Origin of the sequence: Algoriphagus hitonicola, from assembly GCF_900113375.1 — a bacterium.
Taxonomy (GTDB): domain Bacteria; phylum Bacteroidota; class Bacteroidia; order Cytophagales; family Cyclobacteriaceae; genus Algoriphagus; species Algoriphagus hitonicola.
The window spans coordinates 128,451-145,921 of sequence record NZ_FOPC01000010.1; the positions used below are offsets into that span (position 1 = coordinate 128,451).

General features: G+C 41.8%; 17 protein-coding genes. 10 read left to right on the forward strand and 7 right to left on the reverse strand.

Annotated features, from left to right (window positions below; all coding sequences use genetic code 11):
- Positions 1-137 precede the first annotated feature (137 nt).
- Positions 138-425, forward strand: a complete 288-nt coding sequence (locus BM043_RS14105) for a type II toxin-antitoxin system TacA family antitoxin (protein ID WP_092792728.1) — start codon at positions 138-140, stop codon at positions 423-425.
- Positions 425-928 (forward strand): GNAT family N-acetyltransferase, encoded by a 504-nt coding sequence (locus BM043_RS14110; protein WP_092792731.1) that lies wholly within the window; start codon positions 425-427, stop codon positions 926-928. The genes BM043_RS14105 and BM043_RS14110 overlap by 1 nt, the downstream gene beginning before the upstream one ends.
- Before the next feature lie 292 nt (positions 929-1,220).
- On the opposite strand, the gene tnpA is transcribed toward BM043_RS14110, so the two are convergent.
- The 6 genes from tnpA to BM043_RS14140 all read right to left on the reverse strand — a co-directional run bounded on the left by tnpA (position 1,221) and on the right by BM043_RS14140 (position 6,729).
- Entirely contained in the window at positions 1,221-1,682 is a 462-nt protein-coding gene (gene tnpA, locus BM043_RS14115) for an IS200/IS605 family transposase (RefSeq protein WP_092792734.1), read from the reverse strand.
- A 271-nt stretch (positions 1,683-1,953) separates the two neighbouring features.
- Positions 1,954-2,691 (reverse strand): sulfite exporter TauE/SafE family protein, encoded by a 738-nt coding sequence (locus BM043_RS14120; protein WP_092792736.1) that lies wholly within the window; start codon positions 2,689-2,691, stop codon positions 1,954-1,956.
- Positions 2,691-3,866, reverse strand: coding sequence for a molybdopterin molybdotransferase MoeA (locus BM043_RS14125; RefSeq protein WP_092792738.1), 1,176 nt, complete (start codon positions 3,864-3,866; stop codon positions 2,691-2,693). Before BM043_RS14125 ends, BM043_RS14120 begins: the two co-directional genes overlap by 1 nt.
- A gap of 1 nt (position 3,867) precedes the next feature.
- Positions 3,868-4,848, reverse strand: a complete 981-nt coding sequence (gene moaA / locus BM043_RS14130; RefSeq protein WP_092792740.1) for a GTP 3',8-cyclase MoaA — start codon at positions 4,846-4,848, stop codon at positions 3,868-3,870.
- A gap of 135 nt (positions 4,849-4,983) precedes the next feature.
- Positions 4,984-5,916, reverse strand: coding sequence for a helix-turn-helix domain-containing protein (locus BM043_RS14135; protein WP_092792830.1), 933 nt, complete (start codon positions 5,914-5,916; stop codon positions 4,984-4,986).
- Positions 5,917-5,961: 45 nt separating this feature from the next.
- Positions 5,962-6,729, reverse strand: a complete 768-nt coding sequence (locus tag BM043_RS14140; protein WP_092792742.1) for a hypothetical protein — start codon at positions 6,727-6,729, stop codon at positions 5,962-5,964.
- Positions 6,730-6,997: 268 nt separating this feature from the next.
- On the opposite strand from BM043_RS14140, the gene BM043_RS14145 reads away from it, so the two are divergent.
- The 8 genes from BM043_RS14145 to BM043_RS14180 all read left to right on the forward strand — a co-directional run bounded on the left by BM043_RS14145 (position 6,998) and on the right by BM043_RS14180 (position 16,148).
- The gene (locus BM043_RS14145; protein WP_092792744.1) at positions 6,998-7,444 is read left to right on the forward strand and encodes a nuclear transport factor 2 family protein; all 447 of its coding nucleotides are present in this window, start codon (positions 6,998-7,000) and stop codon (positions 7,442-7,444) included.
- Between the two features lie 113 nt (positions 7,445-7,557).
- Positions 7,558-8,169: a flavodoxin family protein gene (locus BM043_RS14150; RefSeq protein ID WP_092792745.1), complete on the forward strand. Its 612-nt coding sequence runs from the start codon at positions 7,558-7,560 to the stop codon at positions 8,167-8,169.
- A gap of 150 nt (positions 8,170-8,319) precedes the next feature.
- The gene (locus tag BM043_RS14155) at positions 8,320-8,823 is read left to right on the forward strand and encodes a fasciclin domain-containing protein (protein WP_218144151.1); all 504 of its coding nucleotides are present in this window, start codon (positions 8,320-8,322) and stop codon (positions 8,821-8,823) included.
- A 449-nt stretch (positions 8,824-9,272) separates the two neighbouring features.
- Complete coding sequence (locus BM043_RS14160; RefSeq protein ID WP_092792748.1) at positions 9,273-11,924, forward strand: ligand-binding sensor domain-containing protein; 2,652 nt, start codon at positions 9,273-9,275, stop codon at positions 11,922-11,924.
- Positions 11,924-12,334 (forward strand): response regulator, encoded by a 411-nt coding sequence (locus BM043_RS14165; protein WP_092792750.1) that lies wholly within the window; start codon positions 11,924-11,926, stop codon positions 12,332-12,334. Before BM043_RS14160 ends, BM043_RS14165 begins: the two co-directional genes overlap by 1 nt.
- Before the next feature lie 140 nt (positions 12,335-12,474).
- Positions 12,475-12,933, forward strand: coding sequence for a (2Fe-2S)-binding protein (locus tag BM043_RS14170; protein ID WP_092792752.1), 459 nt, complete (start codon positions 12,475-12,477; stop codon positions 12,931-12,933).
- Between the two features lie 12 nt (positions 12,934-12,945).
- Positions 12,946-15,213, forward strand: coding sequence for a xanthine dehydrogenase family protein molybdopterin-binding subunit (locus BM043_RS14175; RefSeq protein ID WP_092792754.1), 2,268 nt, complete (start codon positions 12,946-12,948; stop codon positions 15,211-15,213).
- A 203-nt stretch (positions 15,214-15,416) separates the two neighbouring features.
- The gene (locus BM043_RS14180) at positions 15,417-16,148 is read left to right on the forward strand and encodes a DUF4397 domain-containing protein (protein WP_092792755.1); all 732 of its coding nucleotides are present in this window, start codon (positions 15,417-15,419) and stop codon (positions 16,146-16,148) included.
- 50 nt (positions 16,149-16,198) lie between these two features.
- Here BM043_RS14180 and BM043_RS14185 read toward each other — a convergent pair whose 3' ends face one another.
- The gene (locus BM043_RS14185; RefSeq protein ID WP_092792757.1) at positions 16,199-17,467 is read right to left on the reverse strand and encodes a type IX secretion system plug protein; all 1,269 of its coding nucleotides are present in this window, start codon (positions 17,465-17,467) and stop codon (positions 16,199-16,201) included.
- Positions 17,468-17,471 lie beyond the last annotated feature (4 nt).

The following is a 17,471-nucleotide window of genomic DNA, read 5'->3' on the forward strand; positions in this document are numbered from 1 at the left end:
TAAAGTTCAATGCCCGATTTAGCTAATTAACTGATCAAATATCCAATCTCAATGTCTCTAGGTATCTTGTACGGAAGAAAAACGTACTTAATTTTTAACGTACGTATGATTTACGTACATTTGTAAAAATCTAACTTATGGATACCAAAGAATTAAATCCCAAAGACGCACGATTTGACACTCGGCTTTCCAAGGAACAAAAGGAGCTTTTTGAAAAGGCAGTTCGACTCGGTGGCTACAGAAATTTAACTGATTTTGTGGTACTTACACTTCAGGAAAAAGCAAAAGAAATCATTTCTGAAAATGAGCGAATTCTCAGCTCACAACGAGACGGTGAAATCTTCTTTGAAGCGGTAATGAATCCAAAAAGCCCGAATAAATCACTTTCTGATGCAGCAGCTGAGTTTAAATCTATTTTCTCCTAATGAGTCAACTCTCAGAACCTTTACAATCTATTCATAAGAAATCTGAATTTTCCTGTGGAAAGGAAATGCCAGATTCCTATATCCAAGAACAGGCAAACCAAGACATCAAACGAAAACTTTCTGCTTGTTTTGTAATTGCACAAGAAAAAATAAAACTTATAAAAGGGTATTACACGCTTTCCAATAGTAGCATTCCCCTGAATCTGATTCCTTCAGAAATTCAGAAAAAATTGCCAAAAACCTATCGTTCTATTCCAACTATCTTACTTGGTAGATTAGCAATTGATATACAATTCCAAGGCAAAGGAATAGGGAAATTACTTTTAGTTGATGCTCTAAAGAGATGTCATGATATTTCAAAATCCTTAGGTTCCTTTGCGGTAATAGTGGACCCTATTGATCCTGATGCAGAAGAATTTTATACAAAATACGGGTTCATCAAGCTTCCAGACAGTGGGAAAATGTTTCTTCCAATGAAAACAATCAGTCAACTATTTGAATAAATTTTATAGAACGCATTTATAAATAAGATCACTAAGTCCCAGCGGGACGGCCGATTTATAACTGGGGATTTTAATCCCTAGACCTTAAGCATCAACCAGAGAGTAGAGTCCCAGCGGGACGGAACATTCCTATGAAATGAACCGTGCCTCTGGCACTTTCCCTTTTCTATCTAATCACTTGTCCAGCCATTAAAATGGCTGGTTATTAAATCGATCATGCCTCTGGCATTGAGGCCCGCGCCAAGTATCATTAATAATCCCTCAACCAAGTCCCAGCGGGACGGAGCATTAATTATTGCAAATCTTCAAACAAATACTCCGGTAAAAAGGGGATATTATGAGCTTTCAAGAGCTCTATGTACTCGTATCTAAAAGTCATTTTTTTATGATGCTCCTCTTGATTTTTGATGTATCTAGTTACTCGGCTTAATTGACTTTGACTATACGCAAAACATCCAAAGCCTATTTGCCATTCAAATCTGTGTTTCAAATAACTCGTTTCATTTAGCCACTTAGAGGATTTTGATTTTGCGCTTTTCATAACATCAGAAATGGAATGCTTTGGGTAAAATCGAAACAAACAATGAACATGATCACTTACCCCATTTACTATCAGAGTTTGACAACCTGTCTCATTAATGAGATTACCGATTACAGCCAAAAGCTCCATTTTGAATGATTCATGGATTATTGCTGACCGATACTTTACAGCAAAAATAGCTTGACAATAAAGAGATGAGTAGGTATTTGGCATAGGATATACTTTTTTACTTCACCTTAATTTAAAAAAAATAATCGTTCGTGCCTCTGGCACTTTCCCTTTTCTATCTAATCACTGATCCAGCCATTAAAATGGCTGGTTATTAAATCGATCATGCCTCTGGCATTGAGGCCCGCGCCAAGTATCATTAATAATCCCTCAACCAAGTCCCAGCGGGACGGCCAATTTATAACTGGGGATTTTAATCCCTAGACTCTAATCAATATCCAAACCCAGAGTCCCAGCGGCACGGAGCATTTTTTTCTTATCCCAAAATTAACTTCACCGAAGCAAAAAGCAACACAAAAGCCAAGAGGTACTTCAGAGACTTGACCGAAAACCGTTTTGCTCCTAAATAAGCTCCCAAAATTCCCCCAGCCACAGTCAGCGGAACCAATATCCACAACTCCTCTTTCAGTGGTATCTCGTAAGTACTCGCCCCAAGAAATCCCGACACAGAATTCAAAAATATAAACAGGGCACTCAAGGCCGCCGTTTCCTTCACTCCTGCCCAGCCCAACATCAATATAATGGGAGTCAAAATAATTCCCCCTCCGATTCCAATCATTCCTGATAGCAAGCCTATACTTATTCCCAAAATTGGCCCCATCCACCAACTTCGCTGGATTATTTTCTCATCAGCAACCGGAAAAATACCCGCAAACTTCAAAGCCGGAAAAAGTAACAACCCACCTAAAACCTTTTTGTAAATCGAGGCATCCAATAAAATCGTCCCGCCCAAATAGGCCGCCGGAATCGAAAAAATGATCAAGGACCAAAACAAGCTTGTGGGAAATTCACCGGCTTTGCGATAGCTTATAAAAGAAGCCATGGAAACCATCATGTTGAGAATCAAAGCCGTGGGCCGTATTTCTTCAGGTGCAAAACCCAACAATGCTAAAATCATCAAATATGAACTCGCTCCTCCATGACCGACAGAAGCATATAAAAATGCCGCAAAAGGCATCAGTAAAAACAAGGCATAGTAGATCAAATCCTCCATTACCAAGGAAAAAATTTCACCTTTTCTCCAGCCTGAACAAACTCGATTTCCTCAGGGATTTCCACAAAGCCATCCGCCAAGCCAAAAGCAATCAAATTGAAGGATTCCTGTCCCTGTAGAATGTACGCCTTTTCCTCTTTCATCTCGGCTTTTAAAAATTGGGTCAGGGGAATTTTCTTTTCAAAATCATCTGCCAAGGGAACTTTGATATAGGCTTCCCAAGCGGTTGGTTCTCCCTGCCATGTACGAATCAAAGGCTTTACATATTGCATAAAACAGGAAAGAACGGAACCGGGATTTCCCGGTAATCCAAAAACTAGTTTCCCTGCCTTTTGTCCCACGTAAAGCGGTTTTCCCGGTCGCTGTTTCAACTTATAAAACAGCTCCTGCACCTGATTTGCCTCCACCGCTTCCTTCACAAAATCATAATCCCCTACCGAAATACCACCGGTAAAGATCACCAAATCACTGGATTCCATAGCTTCTTTCAATCCCTGGATAACCGCCTCTTTTTCATCCCTAACTTTGATTTGATTGACCTGCCAAATCCCCAATTGCCGCAACCAAGACTCCAAAGCCGGGCCATTGGCATTGTAAATCTGACCGGGATTCAATTCTTCGCCCAAATCTTTGATTTCATTTCCGGTAATGATCAGCGAAATGCCGGGAAACTCCCAGACTTCCACATGCTCCACTCCCACCGAGGCCAATAAACTGACCATCCCGGGTGTAATTTTCGAACCTTCTTCCGCAATTCGATCTCCAGCTCGGCACTGCGAACCTTGGTAGCGGACGTGTTTTCCTTTTTCTACTTCGGAAGAATCAAAAAAAATCTCATCCCCTTTTCGCTCCACCTTCTCCTGCATGATGACCGAATCCGCTCCTTTAGGCATGGGTGCACCGGTAAAAATCCGGACAGCCTCTCCATTTTTGAGTTCCAAATTCATGGTGGAACCTGCCGAAATCTCTCCCTTAATCCGAAGAGAATTAAGATTTTCCTGCCAAAAAAAAGCATAGCCATCCATCGCCGAATTGTCAAAAGATGGCACATTGATTTTGGAAAAGACCGGCTCAGCCAAAAAATAGCCCAAAGCCTGAGAAATGGGGATTTTAATTTTCCTACGGGGCAAATTCAACTGTCCCAAAATTCTTTTTGCCTCAGCTACCCCTATCATTTTAGCCTCCGATTTTGATCATACTTCGATTTTCTATCGCATCAGGATTGGTTTTGAGGTAGTCAGGATCAAACTGCCCCCCCAGCGCTTTATGCTTTCGGGAAATGGAAAGTCGAATGAGTTCTTCAATATTTTCTCCCTTGCGCAAAGCGCCCAAAAGATCCAACTCTTCTTTTCCAAACAAACAATTTTTGATTTTACCGTCTGCAGTGAGCCGAATGCGATTGCAGCCCGCGCAGAAGTTTTCACTCATGGTGGTGATAAAGGCAAAAGTTCCTGCAAAACCCGGAACCATATATTTTTTGGTAGTGTCGTGCTTTTTGTCCTCCAGTTTGATGATTTCAAATTTTTCCCGAACCAAGTCCAGCATCTGAGCCGCGGTGATCACTTTTTTGCTCTGCCAGTGATTTCCCGCAAAAGGCATAAACTCAATAAAGCGAACATGCAGCGGAAGCTTTTCGGTCAAGGTCACAAAGTCGCAAATCTCTTCCTCAATCAATCCGTGGAGGGCAACGGCGTTGATTTTTACCCGAAAACCATTCTGAAGCAACAACTCGATATTGTCCCAAACCTGCTGAAACTGATCACGACGGGTGAGTTGGAGGAATTTTTCCCGATTCAGCGTATCCAAGGACACATTGACAGATCGCACACCTGCATTTTTAAGAGTTTCGATATGCTTATGAATCAATACACCATTGGTAGTCAAAGTCAGTTCCACGGGATGCTTGGAAAGTGCAGCCATTAGTTCAGGGAATTCTTTTCTGACCAAAGGTTCCCCACCGGTTAGCCGGATTTTTTTTACCCCCAGGCCGATAAAGGTTTCTGCGAGTTTAAGAATCTCCTCCTTACTCATCAACTTGGACTGGGGCATCCACTCCATTTCCTCCTGCGGCATGCAATAGGTGCAGCGAAAATTACAGTGATCCGTCAGCGAGATCCTGAGGTAATCGTGTGTACGTCCAAAATTGTCCTGAAGCATATGCGATGTTACCAGCTTTTTATGTAAGAATCAATCCTCTAAAAGCCAATCCTTCCTAAAACGAATTATTTATCCTTTGAATTCCACCTAGAAAAAAGCCAAGCTCAAGGAGCCTGGATTTTTTTGTTAACCAATCTATCTATTGTTTCCTGATTTTCGCGAATTGATCCCTCCTTTTCTAAATTGGGTAGGATTTAAATTCAGGTGTTTTTTGAAAAAATTATTGAAATGTGTCACCTCAGTAAATCCTAGCGAATAGGCAATTTCGGACACATTCCAGCTGCTTTGCTTTAAGAGAATTTTTGCCTCCTGAATGAGTCGATCGGCAATCAGCTGACTGGTGGTTTTCCCGGTCATTTCCTTCACCGCCCGGTTAAGGTGATTGACATGGATATTGAGTTGGTCGGCAAATTCTGCCGGAGCCCGCAAACCAATGGTTTGGTGGGTATCGTCGACTGGGAATTGCCTTTCGAGCAATTCCAGGAAGATCGAAGCAATCCGAAGGGAAGCATTGCCATGCTGAGTAATCTGAATCTCAGCAGGCTGCAGCTTCATGCCGAAGTGAATCAATTCAAAGACCAAGGCCCGGAGTGAATCATACTTGTATTTGTATTCCGAGTTGAATTCGGTTTGCATTTTTTCAAAAATGTTTTCCACCTGAACCGTTTCCTCATCCGTCAGTTCGAAGATGTGAGTCCCATTGGGATGAAAAACCTCGTACTGTTGGATTTGTCCGAAATTCATAAAAAAGTGTGGATTGAAAATGCAATAAATCCCCTGAGTTTCCGGACTCAGATGATCCCATTTATAGGGTACAAGCGGATTGGAAAAAGAAAGCGCCTGCTTTTTGACCTCATAAATCCGATCAGCATAATGCACGGTACTCGCACCCTTGACCAGCATAATTTTATAAAAATCTCTTCTTCGGTAAGGTACCGCCTTGAGCTTTCCCTCGAAATAAGGCTCCAGCCGAAAAAGGTTAAAATGCCCGATTTCGTTTGCGATATTTTCCGGAATCCAATTGAATTTCCGCTTGTAAAACTCCTCTAGACTTTCGGGATTTTCCATGAGATTATTTTTTTGAATAAAGATTTTCAAACTTATACAACAGACTCACATTCCAAACCAAGTCATTTCCCGGGATGGTGGATTTGATTTTTTGATTGAAAAAAGTCTGAAACTGAAAAGGCAGTGCCCTTTTTTAAAGGTAAAGGCCGAATTGACATAATTTCCAGAGTTTTCATCTACTTGTAGAAAAAAGACCTGCGGATTGATACTCAAGCTGAGATCATTAACCAACTTCACGTCAGATATACCCGCATTCAAGGCGAAAAAGTCGGAATTTTTTGCTGCGATCACTTGTACACCGGATCCCCTCAGGTAATAAAATCCAAGAGAAAATTTATTGGTGACTTTATAGCTTGTGTTGACCTCCCCTGCAAGATAACGATTTGCCACAAAGGCCCTTTCCTGATTTCCATCCACTAGCATTTCTTTTTCCATAAATAGAAATGCCGGATGACCTCCAATAGTCAGCGAAAACCGCTTGTCCTTAATCACCTTATACCTTCCCCAGAAAATAAATGTCCAGGGTTTTCCGTCCATTCCGAAGCGAAGCATCGGATCAAAGGATAGCCGCTTCCCTCCCATCGACAGATCAAAGAAGACGGCAGGTCTTCCCAGAGAAAAGGAAGGAATAATTGAAATCCCATTGTTGGTGGCTGTTATGGTACCACTCAACTGACGGTTTTCAGATTCCTGTGCATTCGAAATAACATTTACAAAAATCAATACAAAAGTCAGAAGTGAAAACACCACTGATTTGAGCAGTTGATTTTTCAGATAACTTGCTTTTTTAGAAATAAGCTCGACTACTCTCATGATTCAATTGAATTACACCACAAAATTGCGGGGAAATAAAGAGCAGGAGCTAATGCTATTCAAATGATAAGTTACGATATTCAAACAAAACTTACCCAAACTCTTTCCATCCGATTCCCAAAGAAAAAAAACCTTTCAAAAAGAAGAAAAGCTCATGTAAATTGTTTGAATTTGATAAGAAAAGGTTTGAAAATCATTAGCTATCAGGAGAAATAACTGTGAATTTTGTAAGAACGAAATTTGAATACTTAGGCAAAACTATTCGATCATGAAAAAATACGTCATCCTTTTCACCTTTTTCTTTTGTGCCGGTTTCGCAGTTGCTCAGTCCTCCGTCGAGCAGGAAATCAAACAGCTCTCTATGGACAAATGGCAGTGGATGGCCGATAAGGACATCGCCAAACTAACTCCCCTCTTCCATCCAGAAGCCAAGTTCGTACACATGAGTGGTACCTGGACCACTGAACGCGAACTTGAAATCATCGAGACGGGAAGCATTTGGTATAAAAAAGCAGATGTCCACGATACCGCAATCGAGATCCTAGGAAACACTGCCATCGTATGGAACCGAATCACGCTGACGGCCCATGTCCGAGGAAATGATGTAGCCACTGAATTCACTGTAACCGAAGTTTATCAGAAAGAGGAAACGGACTGGAAAATGCTGGCCTTAACTTTCAGTAGCGTGCGGGATACGCATGAGATTGAGAAGTAAAGCCGCCCAGGTTAGTGTCTCTACTAACTGAAGCAAAACAAGTGAGTGGGGACCTGACTAACCGTCAGGCAAGCACTCACTTGGGCATAAAAAACATCAGCATATTCAAACCAATGAAGCTCCTTCTCCTAAGTATTTTCTTGTTTACCTCCCTGCTTGGTTCCTGCCAATCCAAACCCGAGACAATCGTGCAAAATACTCAGGTGACCTCCGAAAAAATACTTATCGTCTACCTCTCCAGGACCAAAAACACCAAAGCAGTGGCGGAGATGATTCAGAAAGAAGTTGGAGGTAGATTGGTCGAATTGGAATTGAAGACACCCTATCCGGAAGACTACCAAGCCATTGTGTCTCAAGTAGCCAGAGAAAATGAAACTGGCTTTCTACCACCTTTAAAAACCAAAATCCACGATCTGGATCAAGTAGAAGTGGTTTTTCTGGGATTCCCAACTTGGGGTATGCAATTGCCTCCTCCGATAAAAAGTTTTCTTACCGAGAATAACCTGAGCGGGCAAAAGATCATCCCCTTCAATACCAACGGAGGCTATGGCATCGGAAGCAGTTTTGATACGCTGGAAGAGCTTTGTAAAGGCTGCCTGATTCTATCGGGATTTTCTGTTCGGGGTGGATCCGAGCGGGATGGAATTCTTTTTGTCATGGATGGGGAAAAAGAAATAAAGGTTGAAAAAGAAGTAAAAAAATGGCTTAGTAGCCTAAAATCCTGATTTTCAATAGCTCCAAAAGCTTAGGTATTGGTTGAGAAAAAGATTTTTTTAAACTTTCCATCTACTCTTTTGTTCTTGTAACAACATCTAAAAAACCTTCAAACGATGAAAAAGACAAAAATTTTAGTACTAGCGGGAAGTTTCCTAGCTATGGGATTGTGGACCGCTTGTAGCGCTCCAAAAGAAGAAGCCACCGAAGAGACGGCTGTAGAAGAAGAAGTAGTGGAAGAAGCACCGGCTCCTTCAAATACGGTAGTGGATATTGCGATTGGATCTCCAGATCATACTACGCTGGTAGCTGCTGTCCAAGCTGCTGAATTAGTTGAAACGTTAAGTGGTGATGGACCATTCACGGTTTTTGCACCTACCAATGCAGCATTTGAAGCTTTACCGGCAGGTACTGTAGAAGATCTTTTGAAGCCTGAAAACAAAGAAACTTTAACAGGCATTCTTACTTTTCACGTAGTCTCTGGCAATGTATTATCCAGTGACCTAAGTGATGGTCAAGTTGTCACTACTCTTAATGGTCAAGAATTGACCGTTTCTATCGTAGATGGTAATGTATCAATCGGCGGTGCAAATGTAGTTGCAGCTGATCTGGAAGGCACCAACGGTGTGGTTCATGTCATCGATACTGTCCTATTGCCACAATAATTTATTGAAAACGACACTTAAGGCTGATCCTTTTCGGGTCAGCCTTTTTTTATGTTGGGAAAATGGGAGATTTTTTTGAATTATCTCCACACCTTGTTTTCCTTTCAGGTAGAGTTTTAAATTTTTTTTTGATGAAAGCAGGAAGCTGAAGACGGGTTTTCCAACCTAATTTTTATGTTATAAAATTCAGAGATTCAGATAAATCTATTTTTATCCGACTACCAGTTGACTCTCGAATTTTTTAGCCATCTATTATCATTAATAAATAACTAGTGAGCCAATTGATTTTTTCTTGAAAAAAACCCTAAATTTCCTCAGTACAAAAACCCGGTCGATAACCCCTGAATCTACCAAGGAAAAATTTGTCTGCTTTACCATCCATCCTTACCAACCCAAAATTCAATTAGCTGTTTATTAATAATTTGAAGTTTAAGAATTTGTTTAGGTTTTTGCTTTTGCTCGTTTTTTATTCTATCCCCAATTTTTGGGATACTGGGTATTCTTTTGCTCAGGCTGAGCAGAATTCAGATTCTGCGGCTGATTTTTCCCTTGATTACGTCATGGAAATCTGGGACAATACCAAAGGACTACCTCAAAATGCGGTTTTTGCCCTCGAAAAAGACAACCATGGATATTTGTGGATCGCCACCGAAGAAGGCTTGGTACGTTTTGACGGAACTTATCCCAAGGTCTTTGATCAGGACAATTATCCTGAAATGATCGAGCAGACCTATTACACCTTTTTTAAGACCCCGGGAGGATTATGGGCTACGGCCGACAGAAGTGTAGCCCTATTAGAAAAAAATATCCAAAAAGTAATTGATTGCACATCCATCACTGAAAACACCTGGATCAGAGCCATTACCCAAATAGAAAATGGAGACCTATTGATCGGAACCGAGGAAGGAAAGATTCATCGCTGGGCTAATGAAACTTTTACCCCTCTTGATTTTTGGAATCCAGAACTTGGTTTAGAAATCCAAAGCTTTTTCCATTGGAGTCCTAGTCAACTCATGGTGGGAACCACCCGGGGGCTTTACTTATTAGACTTGGATGCAGAGGAAGTCAAGTTGCTGTCCTCGGATACTTTTCCCGTCATTAAAATTTTTGGCTCCTCAAGTGTCGTGTATGTGTATTCTCCGGATGCAGGGATTTTTCAACTGATGGAAAACATGGAAATGAAATCTATTATTTCATTCAATGAAATTAATGACATCAATCCCTCCAGTTTGGTCAGTGATTCGGAAAACCGGATTTGGGCAGGATCTATCGAAAAAGGCATCATTCTGATCGAAAATGGCAAGGTAAATCGATTCAGCTATCCTGAACTAGAAAATTATACAATTCGGAAAATCATCAAAGAGGATGAAAATCTATATCTAGGTACTTTGGGAAAAGGTCTCGCTCTGGTCAAACCCGCCAAAGTAACTCAGCCTAAATTTAAAGCCCTGGATAAAAAGAATATCAAGCCGATCTTTCAGGCAGCAGATAGCAGCGTCTGGATAGGTACTCGATCAGATGGGATATTTTGGATTGAAGACGGAAAAATCCGCAACTTGAATGAAAGCAATGGACTAATTCAAAATGGAATCACGACCATAGGGGCCAAAGACGAAAAAATCTATGCGGGGACGACCGTGGGAATTTCAATCATAGACCGAAATTCCGGCAAAATAATATCTGAATTCACCAAAGAGGACGGTCTCAAACACAATTACATCACCGCCATTTATAAAGATTCCAAAGATTGGGTGTGGATTTTAACCCGAAGAGGAGGCATTCATTACATCGACGAGAACGAGGTATTTCATCAAATTGACCTTCCTGAAAACTTTGCCTTTACCAACTTCGTGACTATTAAAGAATTACGAAATAAGGAGATTCTGATTGGATCAATGAATCAAGGCATTTTCCGGTTCAAAGACGGGGAATTTATAGGAAATCGAACTTTACCCCTTACTCCGGGAGAAGATGTGGTTTATGCGATTTACGAAGACAAAGTAGGAGACTTGTGGTTTGCTACCCACGGAGGCTTGATATTATTGAAAGATGGTCGATTTAAAGTTTTAAGAAAAGCCAATGGACTAAAAACCAAAAGTGTGTATAGCATCACCCATGACGGAATTAATGGGGTTTGGATCAGCAATAATTTCGGGGTTCAATATTTTTCGGATTCAGAGCTTGAGAAATTCAAGGAAACCAGAGATGAGGATTTTTTCATCGGTACCACCCTTTACAATGAAAGCTTGGGAATGCCTAATTCTGAAGCCAATGGGCTCATTTTCCCTCCAGTGACCAAAGATTTCTCCGGGAAAATCTGGGTACCTACCGTAGAGGGAGTTGGGGTCATAGATCCTGCGGTCACTTCAGAGCAAGCAAAGTCTCCCTCCAATTTTATTTGGGATGAGTTACAACTGGGAAATCAAAAAGCAGCGATTGACAGTCAAATTGAAATTCCCCCCGGGGTTCGAATGTTTCAGGTTTCTTTTAGCCTCATTGACTTCGAAAACCCCTCTCAGTATTCTCTTTTCTACCGAATTGATGACGGATCGGAGAGTTGGCTACCAATCAAAGATCAGCGATTGCTCTTTTTCAATGGCTTAATGCCCGGCACCTATGATCTGGAAGTGAAAATCTTAAGATTTGGACAGGAGGAAACGATCCATTCACTTCCTATTCAGGTTAAAGCAAATTTTATTGAAACTCCATTCTTTTGGATGATTATCGGTTTTTCCCTTTTGCTTTTGGTTTATTTCATTTTTAGATACTATTTCAATAGTAAAATGAAGCGGGAACTGGAGGCCAAAGTCGAGCGGAGAACTTTGCAACTCAGCCAAACCAATGAAAAACTCAAGGAGGCAGTTCGGGAAATTGAGGATCAAAATTTGAGATTGCAAGAAATCACCTGGGATCAATCCCATCTCGTCCGGGCACCCTTAACCAAAGCCATGGGAATCAATCAGTTGTTGATTAAATATTCGAAATACTCGAAAGTAGCCAAAAGCAAAGAGGAATTGGAAATCGAGCTTTTGGAAACCCTGAAACAATTGGATGAAATCGTAAAGGAAACTCACTCCAAATCCGAAAACCTTAAGAAATAATGAAAAATAACACCCCCAAGGTTCTTATTATAGATGATGATCCCGGAGTGTTATTCCTTCATGAAATCATAGTGACCGAAAATAACCTGCATCCCAAGCCCAGTACTTTTTTTGATGCCAAAAATGCCTTGAACTATATTCTATCCATCGATGAGGGTGTCAATCGAATTTTGATTTTTTTGGATATCAATATGCCAAAAATGAATGGTTGGGAATTTCTAGATCGTTTGGTCAGAAAAATCAAACATTTGGATATCAAAGTAATCATGGTCACTTCCTCATTAAACAGAAATGAACGGGAGAAAGCCAAAGAATATGAAATCATCATTGATTTTTGGGAAAAGCCGATGGACGAAGATCAGGTTTCTGGACTGATTCAAAAATTAGAGTCCTGGCTGAAGGGTCACTAGCAAACAGGTCTGTAAATCGCAAAAGCAAAAATATCCAACGTCAATTTCCCGAATTGATTGATTTACAAAATCTTCTGTTTGATTTTCGTAAGAATACCTTTCCATAAAATCCCTAACTTTATTCTTTAAATAACTATGAAATGGCCATTATCAATCTTACTATCAACGGAAAATCCAAGCAAGTCGATGTAGATCCCAACACCCCTGTACTTTGGGTTTTACGGGATCATCTGGATTTAGTAGGGACCAAATTTGGTTGCGGTATCGCCCAATGCGGTGCTTGCACCATTCATCTTGACGGCACTGCAGTTCGATCCTGTTCACTACCGGTTTCGAGCGCAGAAGGTGCCGAAATCACCACTATTGAAGGACTCTCAGAAAAAGGAGATCATCCCCTTCAGGAAGCCTGGATTGAGCATGATGTCCCCCAGTGTGGCTATTGTCAGGCTGGACAAATCATGACAGCGGCAGCACTATTAAAAGATAATCCTAGCCCATCCGATGAAGAAATTGAAGATGCCATGAATGGGAATATTTGCCGATGTGGAACCTACCTCAGAATCAAAGCTGCCGTAAAAACTGCGGCACAAAAACTGTAATCCCTCAGAACCATGACCACTGTAAATACAAAACTCAATAGAAGATCATTTCTGAAGGTTTCTGCCCTTGCCGGGGGAGGAATGGTCCTTAGCTTTTCTTGGTTGGCCGGTTGTAAACCTACACCAGAAGAGACGCTTGGCATGCCCAAGGAATGGTTTGAACTCAACAGCTACATCAAAATCGGTGAAAATGGAGCGGTTACGCTTTACAGTTCCTCACCTGAATTTGGTCAAAACATAAAAACCTCCATGCCTATGATCCTTGCCGAGGAACTCGACGTGGATTGGAAAAATGTAATGGTAGAGCAAGGTAATTTTGACACCAATCGATTCCAAAGACAATTTGCTGGAGGAAGCCAATCCATCCGCCAAGGCTGGACGCCGCTCCGTACAGCAGGTGCCACAGCCCGAGCCATGCTCGTCACTGCTGCGGCCCAAACTTGGAGTGTTCCCCAATCAGAAATCACCACTGCATCTGGAATTTTGGAGCACAAGGGAAGTGGAAAAAAAGCACACTATGGTGAAATGGCTTCTTTAGCCTCCACCTTAGAAGTCCCCGAGAAAGTAGATTTGAAGGCTAGGAAAGATTTCAAAATCATTGGCACCTCGAAAAAAAATGTAGATGTACAACAGATAATAACCGGCAAACCACTTTTTGGATTGGACTATAAAGTGGAGGGGATGAAATACGCTTCAATTATTCATCCACCTGCTTTTGGAATGCGATTAAAATCTTTTGACGGGGACAAAGCCAAAGCAATGCCGGGAATCCAAGACCTATTCACCATAAAAGTTTACAATGAAGATTTCGTCAGGAGCTTTTTCGATGTGGTCACTTTTCCGGAGCTACTGGTGATTGTAGGGAATTCAACTTGGGAAGTATTTCAAGCAAAAAAAGAAGTGAAAGTGGAGTGGGAAAAGGCTCCTGAATCCAATTTTTCAATGAGGGGTTTTGGCGGAGGAGAACCCTCGACAATCACTGTACCGGAAGGGCTTGAAAATACCGTTGATCATCGCTCAAAAATGGAAATAGTTGCCAAAAATTCAGCTAGGGTCGTCCGAAGAGATGGAGATCCCGAAAGTGCATTTAAAAAAGCAGCAAAAGTCCTAGAGAGAACTTATACGGCTCCTTACTTAGCCCATAATACCATGGAGCCGGCAAATTGCTTTGCAAACGTAGGGGATGAACAAGCTGAAATTTATGGCCCTACTCAATGGCCGGAACCGATCAGCGCGGCATTGGCAGACCGATTGGGTTTACCCAAGGACAAAATAAAAATCAACCTTCCTAGAATGGGAGGAGGTTTTGGATTAAGAGCTTATAGCCATCATTTGTTAGAGGCAGCAGTGATATCCCAAAAAATAAAAGCTCCCGTCAAAATGGTGTACACACGAGAGGATGATATGAGCTACGGAATTTATCGCCCTACCTACTCGGCTACTTACCGTGCAGCTTTGGATGAAAACAATCAATTATTGGCATTTCATGTCAAAGCTGGAGGAATTCCAGAATCCCCACTTCACGCCAACCGTTTTCCGGCAGGCGCGATTGACAACTATTTAGCTGAAGGTTGGGAAATCCCTTCCAATATTACCATCGGGGCTTTCCGAGCTCCTCGATCCAACTTTATCGCAGGAGCTGAGCAAAGCTTTCTGGATGAATTGGCCGAGGAAATGGGGAAAGATCCAATCGAATTCCGCTTGGAATTACTCAAGCGAGCAGAAACAAATCCAGTAGGGGAAAACAACGATTATGACCCCAAGCGCTATGCTGGTGTACTAGAATTGGTACGGGAAAAATCCAACTGGAATAATCCCCCGGCTGATGTCCATCGCGGAGTTTCCGCCTATTTCTGCCATAATTCTTACGTGGCTGAGGTCTTGGATTTAAAAATGGAAGGCAGTACCCCAAAAGTAGAGAATGTCTTCGCCGCCGTCGATTGCGGGATCGTCGTGAATCCCGATGCCGCTGCCAATATGGGTGAAGGGGCTATCGTGGATGGAATCGGCAATGCCTTTTTTGGTGAGTTGGGGTTCGAAAACGGCGCTCCTACCAAGCGGAATTTTGACCAATACCGAATGATTCGTCAAAAGGAAGCTCCAAAAAATATCCAAGTGCATTTCGTGGAAAACAATGAAGATCCCACAGGTTTGGGTGAGCCTCTCTTCCCTCCTGTCTTCGCAGCCGTAGCCAATGCGCTATACAAGGCCACTGGAAACCGGCTTTATGATCAGCCTTTCCAACCCAAACTGGAAGAGATGAGCAATCTGTTGATGTAAAGAGGAATGATTTCGTTTTAAAATAGTATTCAAAAGCAGGCATCGGGGGATGCCTGCTTTTTTGTTTTACGAAAACTCAAAAACTGACTTTTAGAAAATTTCAATCCTGATTTTCTGTGATTTAATATTTTTTTACAAAAGTCTTGAAGCGAAATCAAGGCTCATGACGTATTGGGGACAGAATAAAAACTAAATCCAACACCATGATTAAAAGATTGATTTCTTTCAAGAAAAGAGGCCTGATGATGGCTACCAGTACATTGGCCCTAGCAGGGATTTTGGGTCTGAGCAGTTGCCTCGATGACATCGAAAACCCAAATCTCCCTCCCACTGCCTATGTTTCTGTTTATCAGGGTTCCCCTGACGCCCCTGAGCTCGACATTTATGCAGATGCAAACCGGATTAATAATCAGGCATTAGATTTTGCTGAAGCACTAGCATACAGTCCTTTTTATGTAGGAGAGCGACAATTCAAAGTGACCGCATTTGATGCTGCTTCTTCCCTATTGGAGAAGGATTTCGTACTCGGAGCGGATACGGTCTATTCCCTGTTTATCCTAAATAAAATGCCTGATTTGGATGCGATTTTAGTTGAAGATGACTGGGAGGACCCAACTGCTGAGGAAGCTCAAGTTCGTCTGGTTCACCTTTCTCCGGATACCGAGGAGGTTTATGTCAAAATCAGCGATTCAGAAGATCGTTTATCCACTGATGTTGACTTTGGAGGTCACTCCGGTTTTTCAGCAATCGCTACAGATACTTACGACATCGAGGTGATCGCCGTGGACACAGAGGAAGTAATAGTCAGTGCATCGGATGTAGAGCTCAAAGGCAACCGGGTGTACACCTTTATTCTCCGGGGATTAGCCGAAACCGAAGATGAAGACCTCAAGCTAGACTTACAATTATTAACCAACTATGTCAACTACCAGTAAATTCTGAGTAAACGAAGCCAAAAATTCCCGGGTAATCACTCGGGATTTTTTTATAACCTTCTTCGATTGGGCTGTAGGTAAACATAGCCCACCAACTGATCATAGCGGGAACCCAAGGCCCGATAATACACCATCACTTCGTATTCATTTTCGGTTTGGAAATAGCTACCCTCGAAAGGCTTCGTATCTAACTCCTCTCCCAAAGCATATTGATAGTCATACCAGCCTTGTTTTAATAAAACCGCAGTTTCATAAAGCTCCAATTCCTCATTCCATTTCATCTGTGCATCCAGTGATTTTCCCCAAGCAGTAAAGGCCCCCATCAGGTAAATAGGTTCTGAGGTTTGGGGATATTTGAGGTAAAAATTGGTTAGAATGTATTGGCTGTCCATTTCGGGATTTCCTCCCGGTCGATCATTATTAAACACCACATATTGCCCATTGAGATCCAAATATTGGGAATAGGCCTGATTGGGCCTTGGACTGTCGATTTTGGCATCGGCATAGATCACATCCGTTTCCACGGTTATATTGGCAATATTGACGCCCGCAGCTCGAATAAATCGTAAGTCCACAAAACGAAATTCATTCCCAGCCGAAAAGGTGTTTTCCCCGTCAAAACTCTCAAATCGCATCAGTTTACTGCTTTCGTTCAAAAATGTTGGCTTAGAGAAGGACTTGGCATTTCCCCATCGCTGATTTTGACGGATAACTACTCGAATTTGATTATTCGGGTCCATGATGTCCCCATTTGAATAATTGACATTGACATTAATTTGCTGGGAAGTTTGGCGATCCGCCGTTTGACTCGTGGGAACGATGCTCGCACCCACGGTAAAAAACTCCTCATAGACCATAAATCTGCGAGTCAAAACCACATCCTCTTCATCTCTTCCACGATACACTTTCGCAATGTAATTTCCCGATTTGGTCACGGGTGGTATCTGAAACGTGTAATGGATATACGGAATCCGGGTATTGACTGAATACTCGTAGTCCTGTATGGTAAACTCATTGAAAGTGGACAGAAAATCATTGTTTTTCAACTGAGATTGCTTCCAGTCCGCATCACAATGAACCAACTTGACCGAATAGAGCTCCGGATCATAGGCTAAATCATCAAAATGCAAAACCAATGGCCTGGAATCTGAAATGGAAACCACCGGAGCATTCAACTGACTATTATAATCCGATCCCACGGGAAAAAGCCGAACCGAATAAATGTGATCCTTATACACTTTATCCTCAATTTGGCCAAAGAGATTTCCCGCATTCAGGGCAAAAAAGAAAAGTAAAAGATAGGTTCTTGCTTGATACATCGTT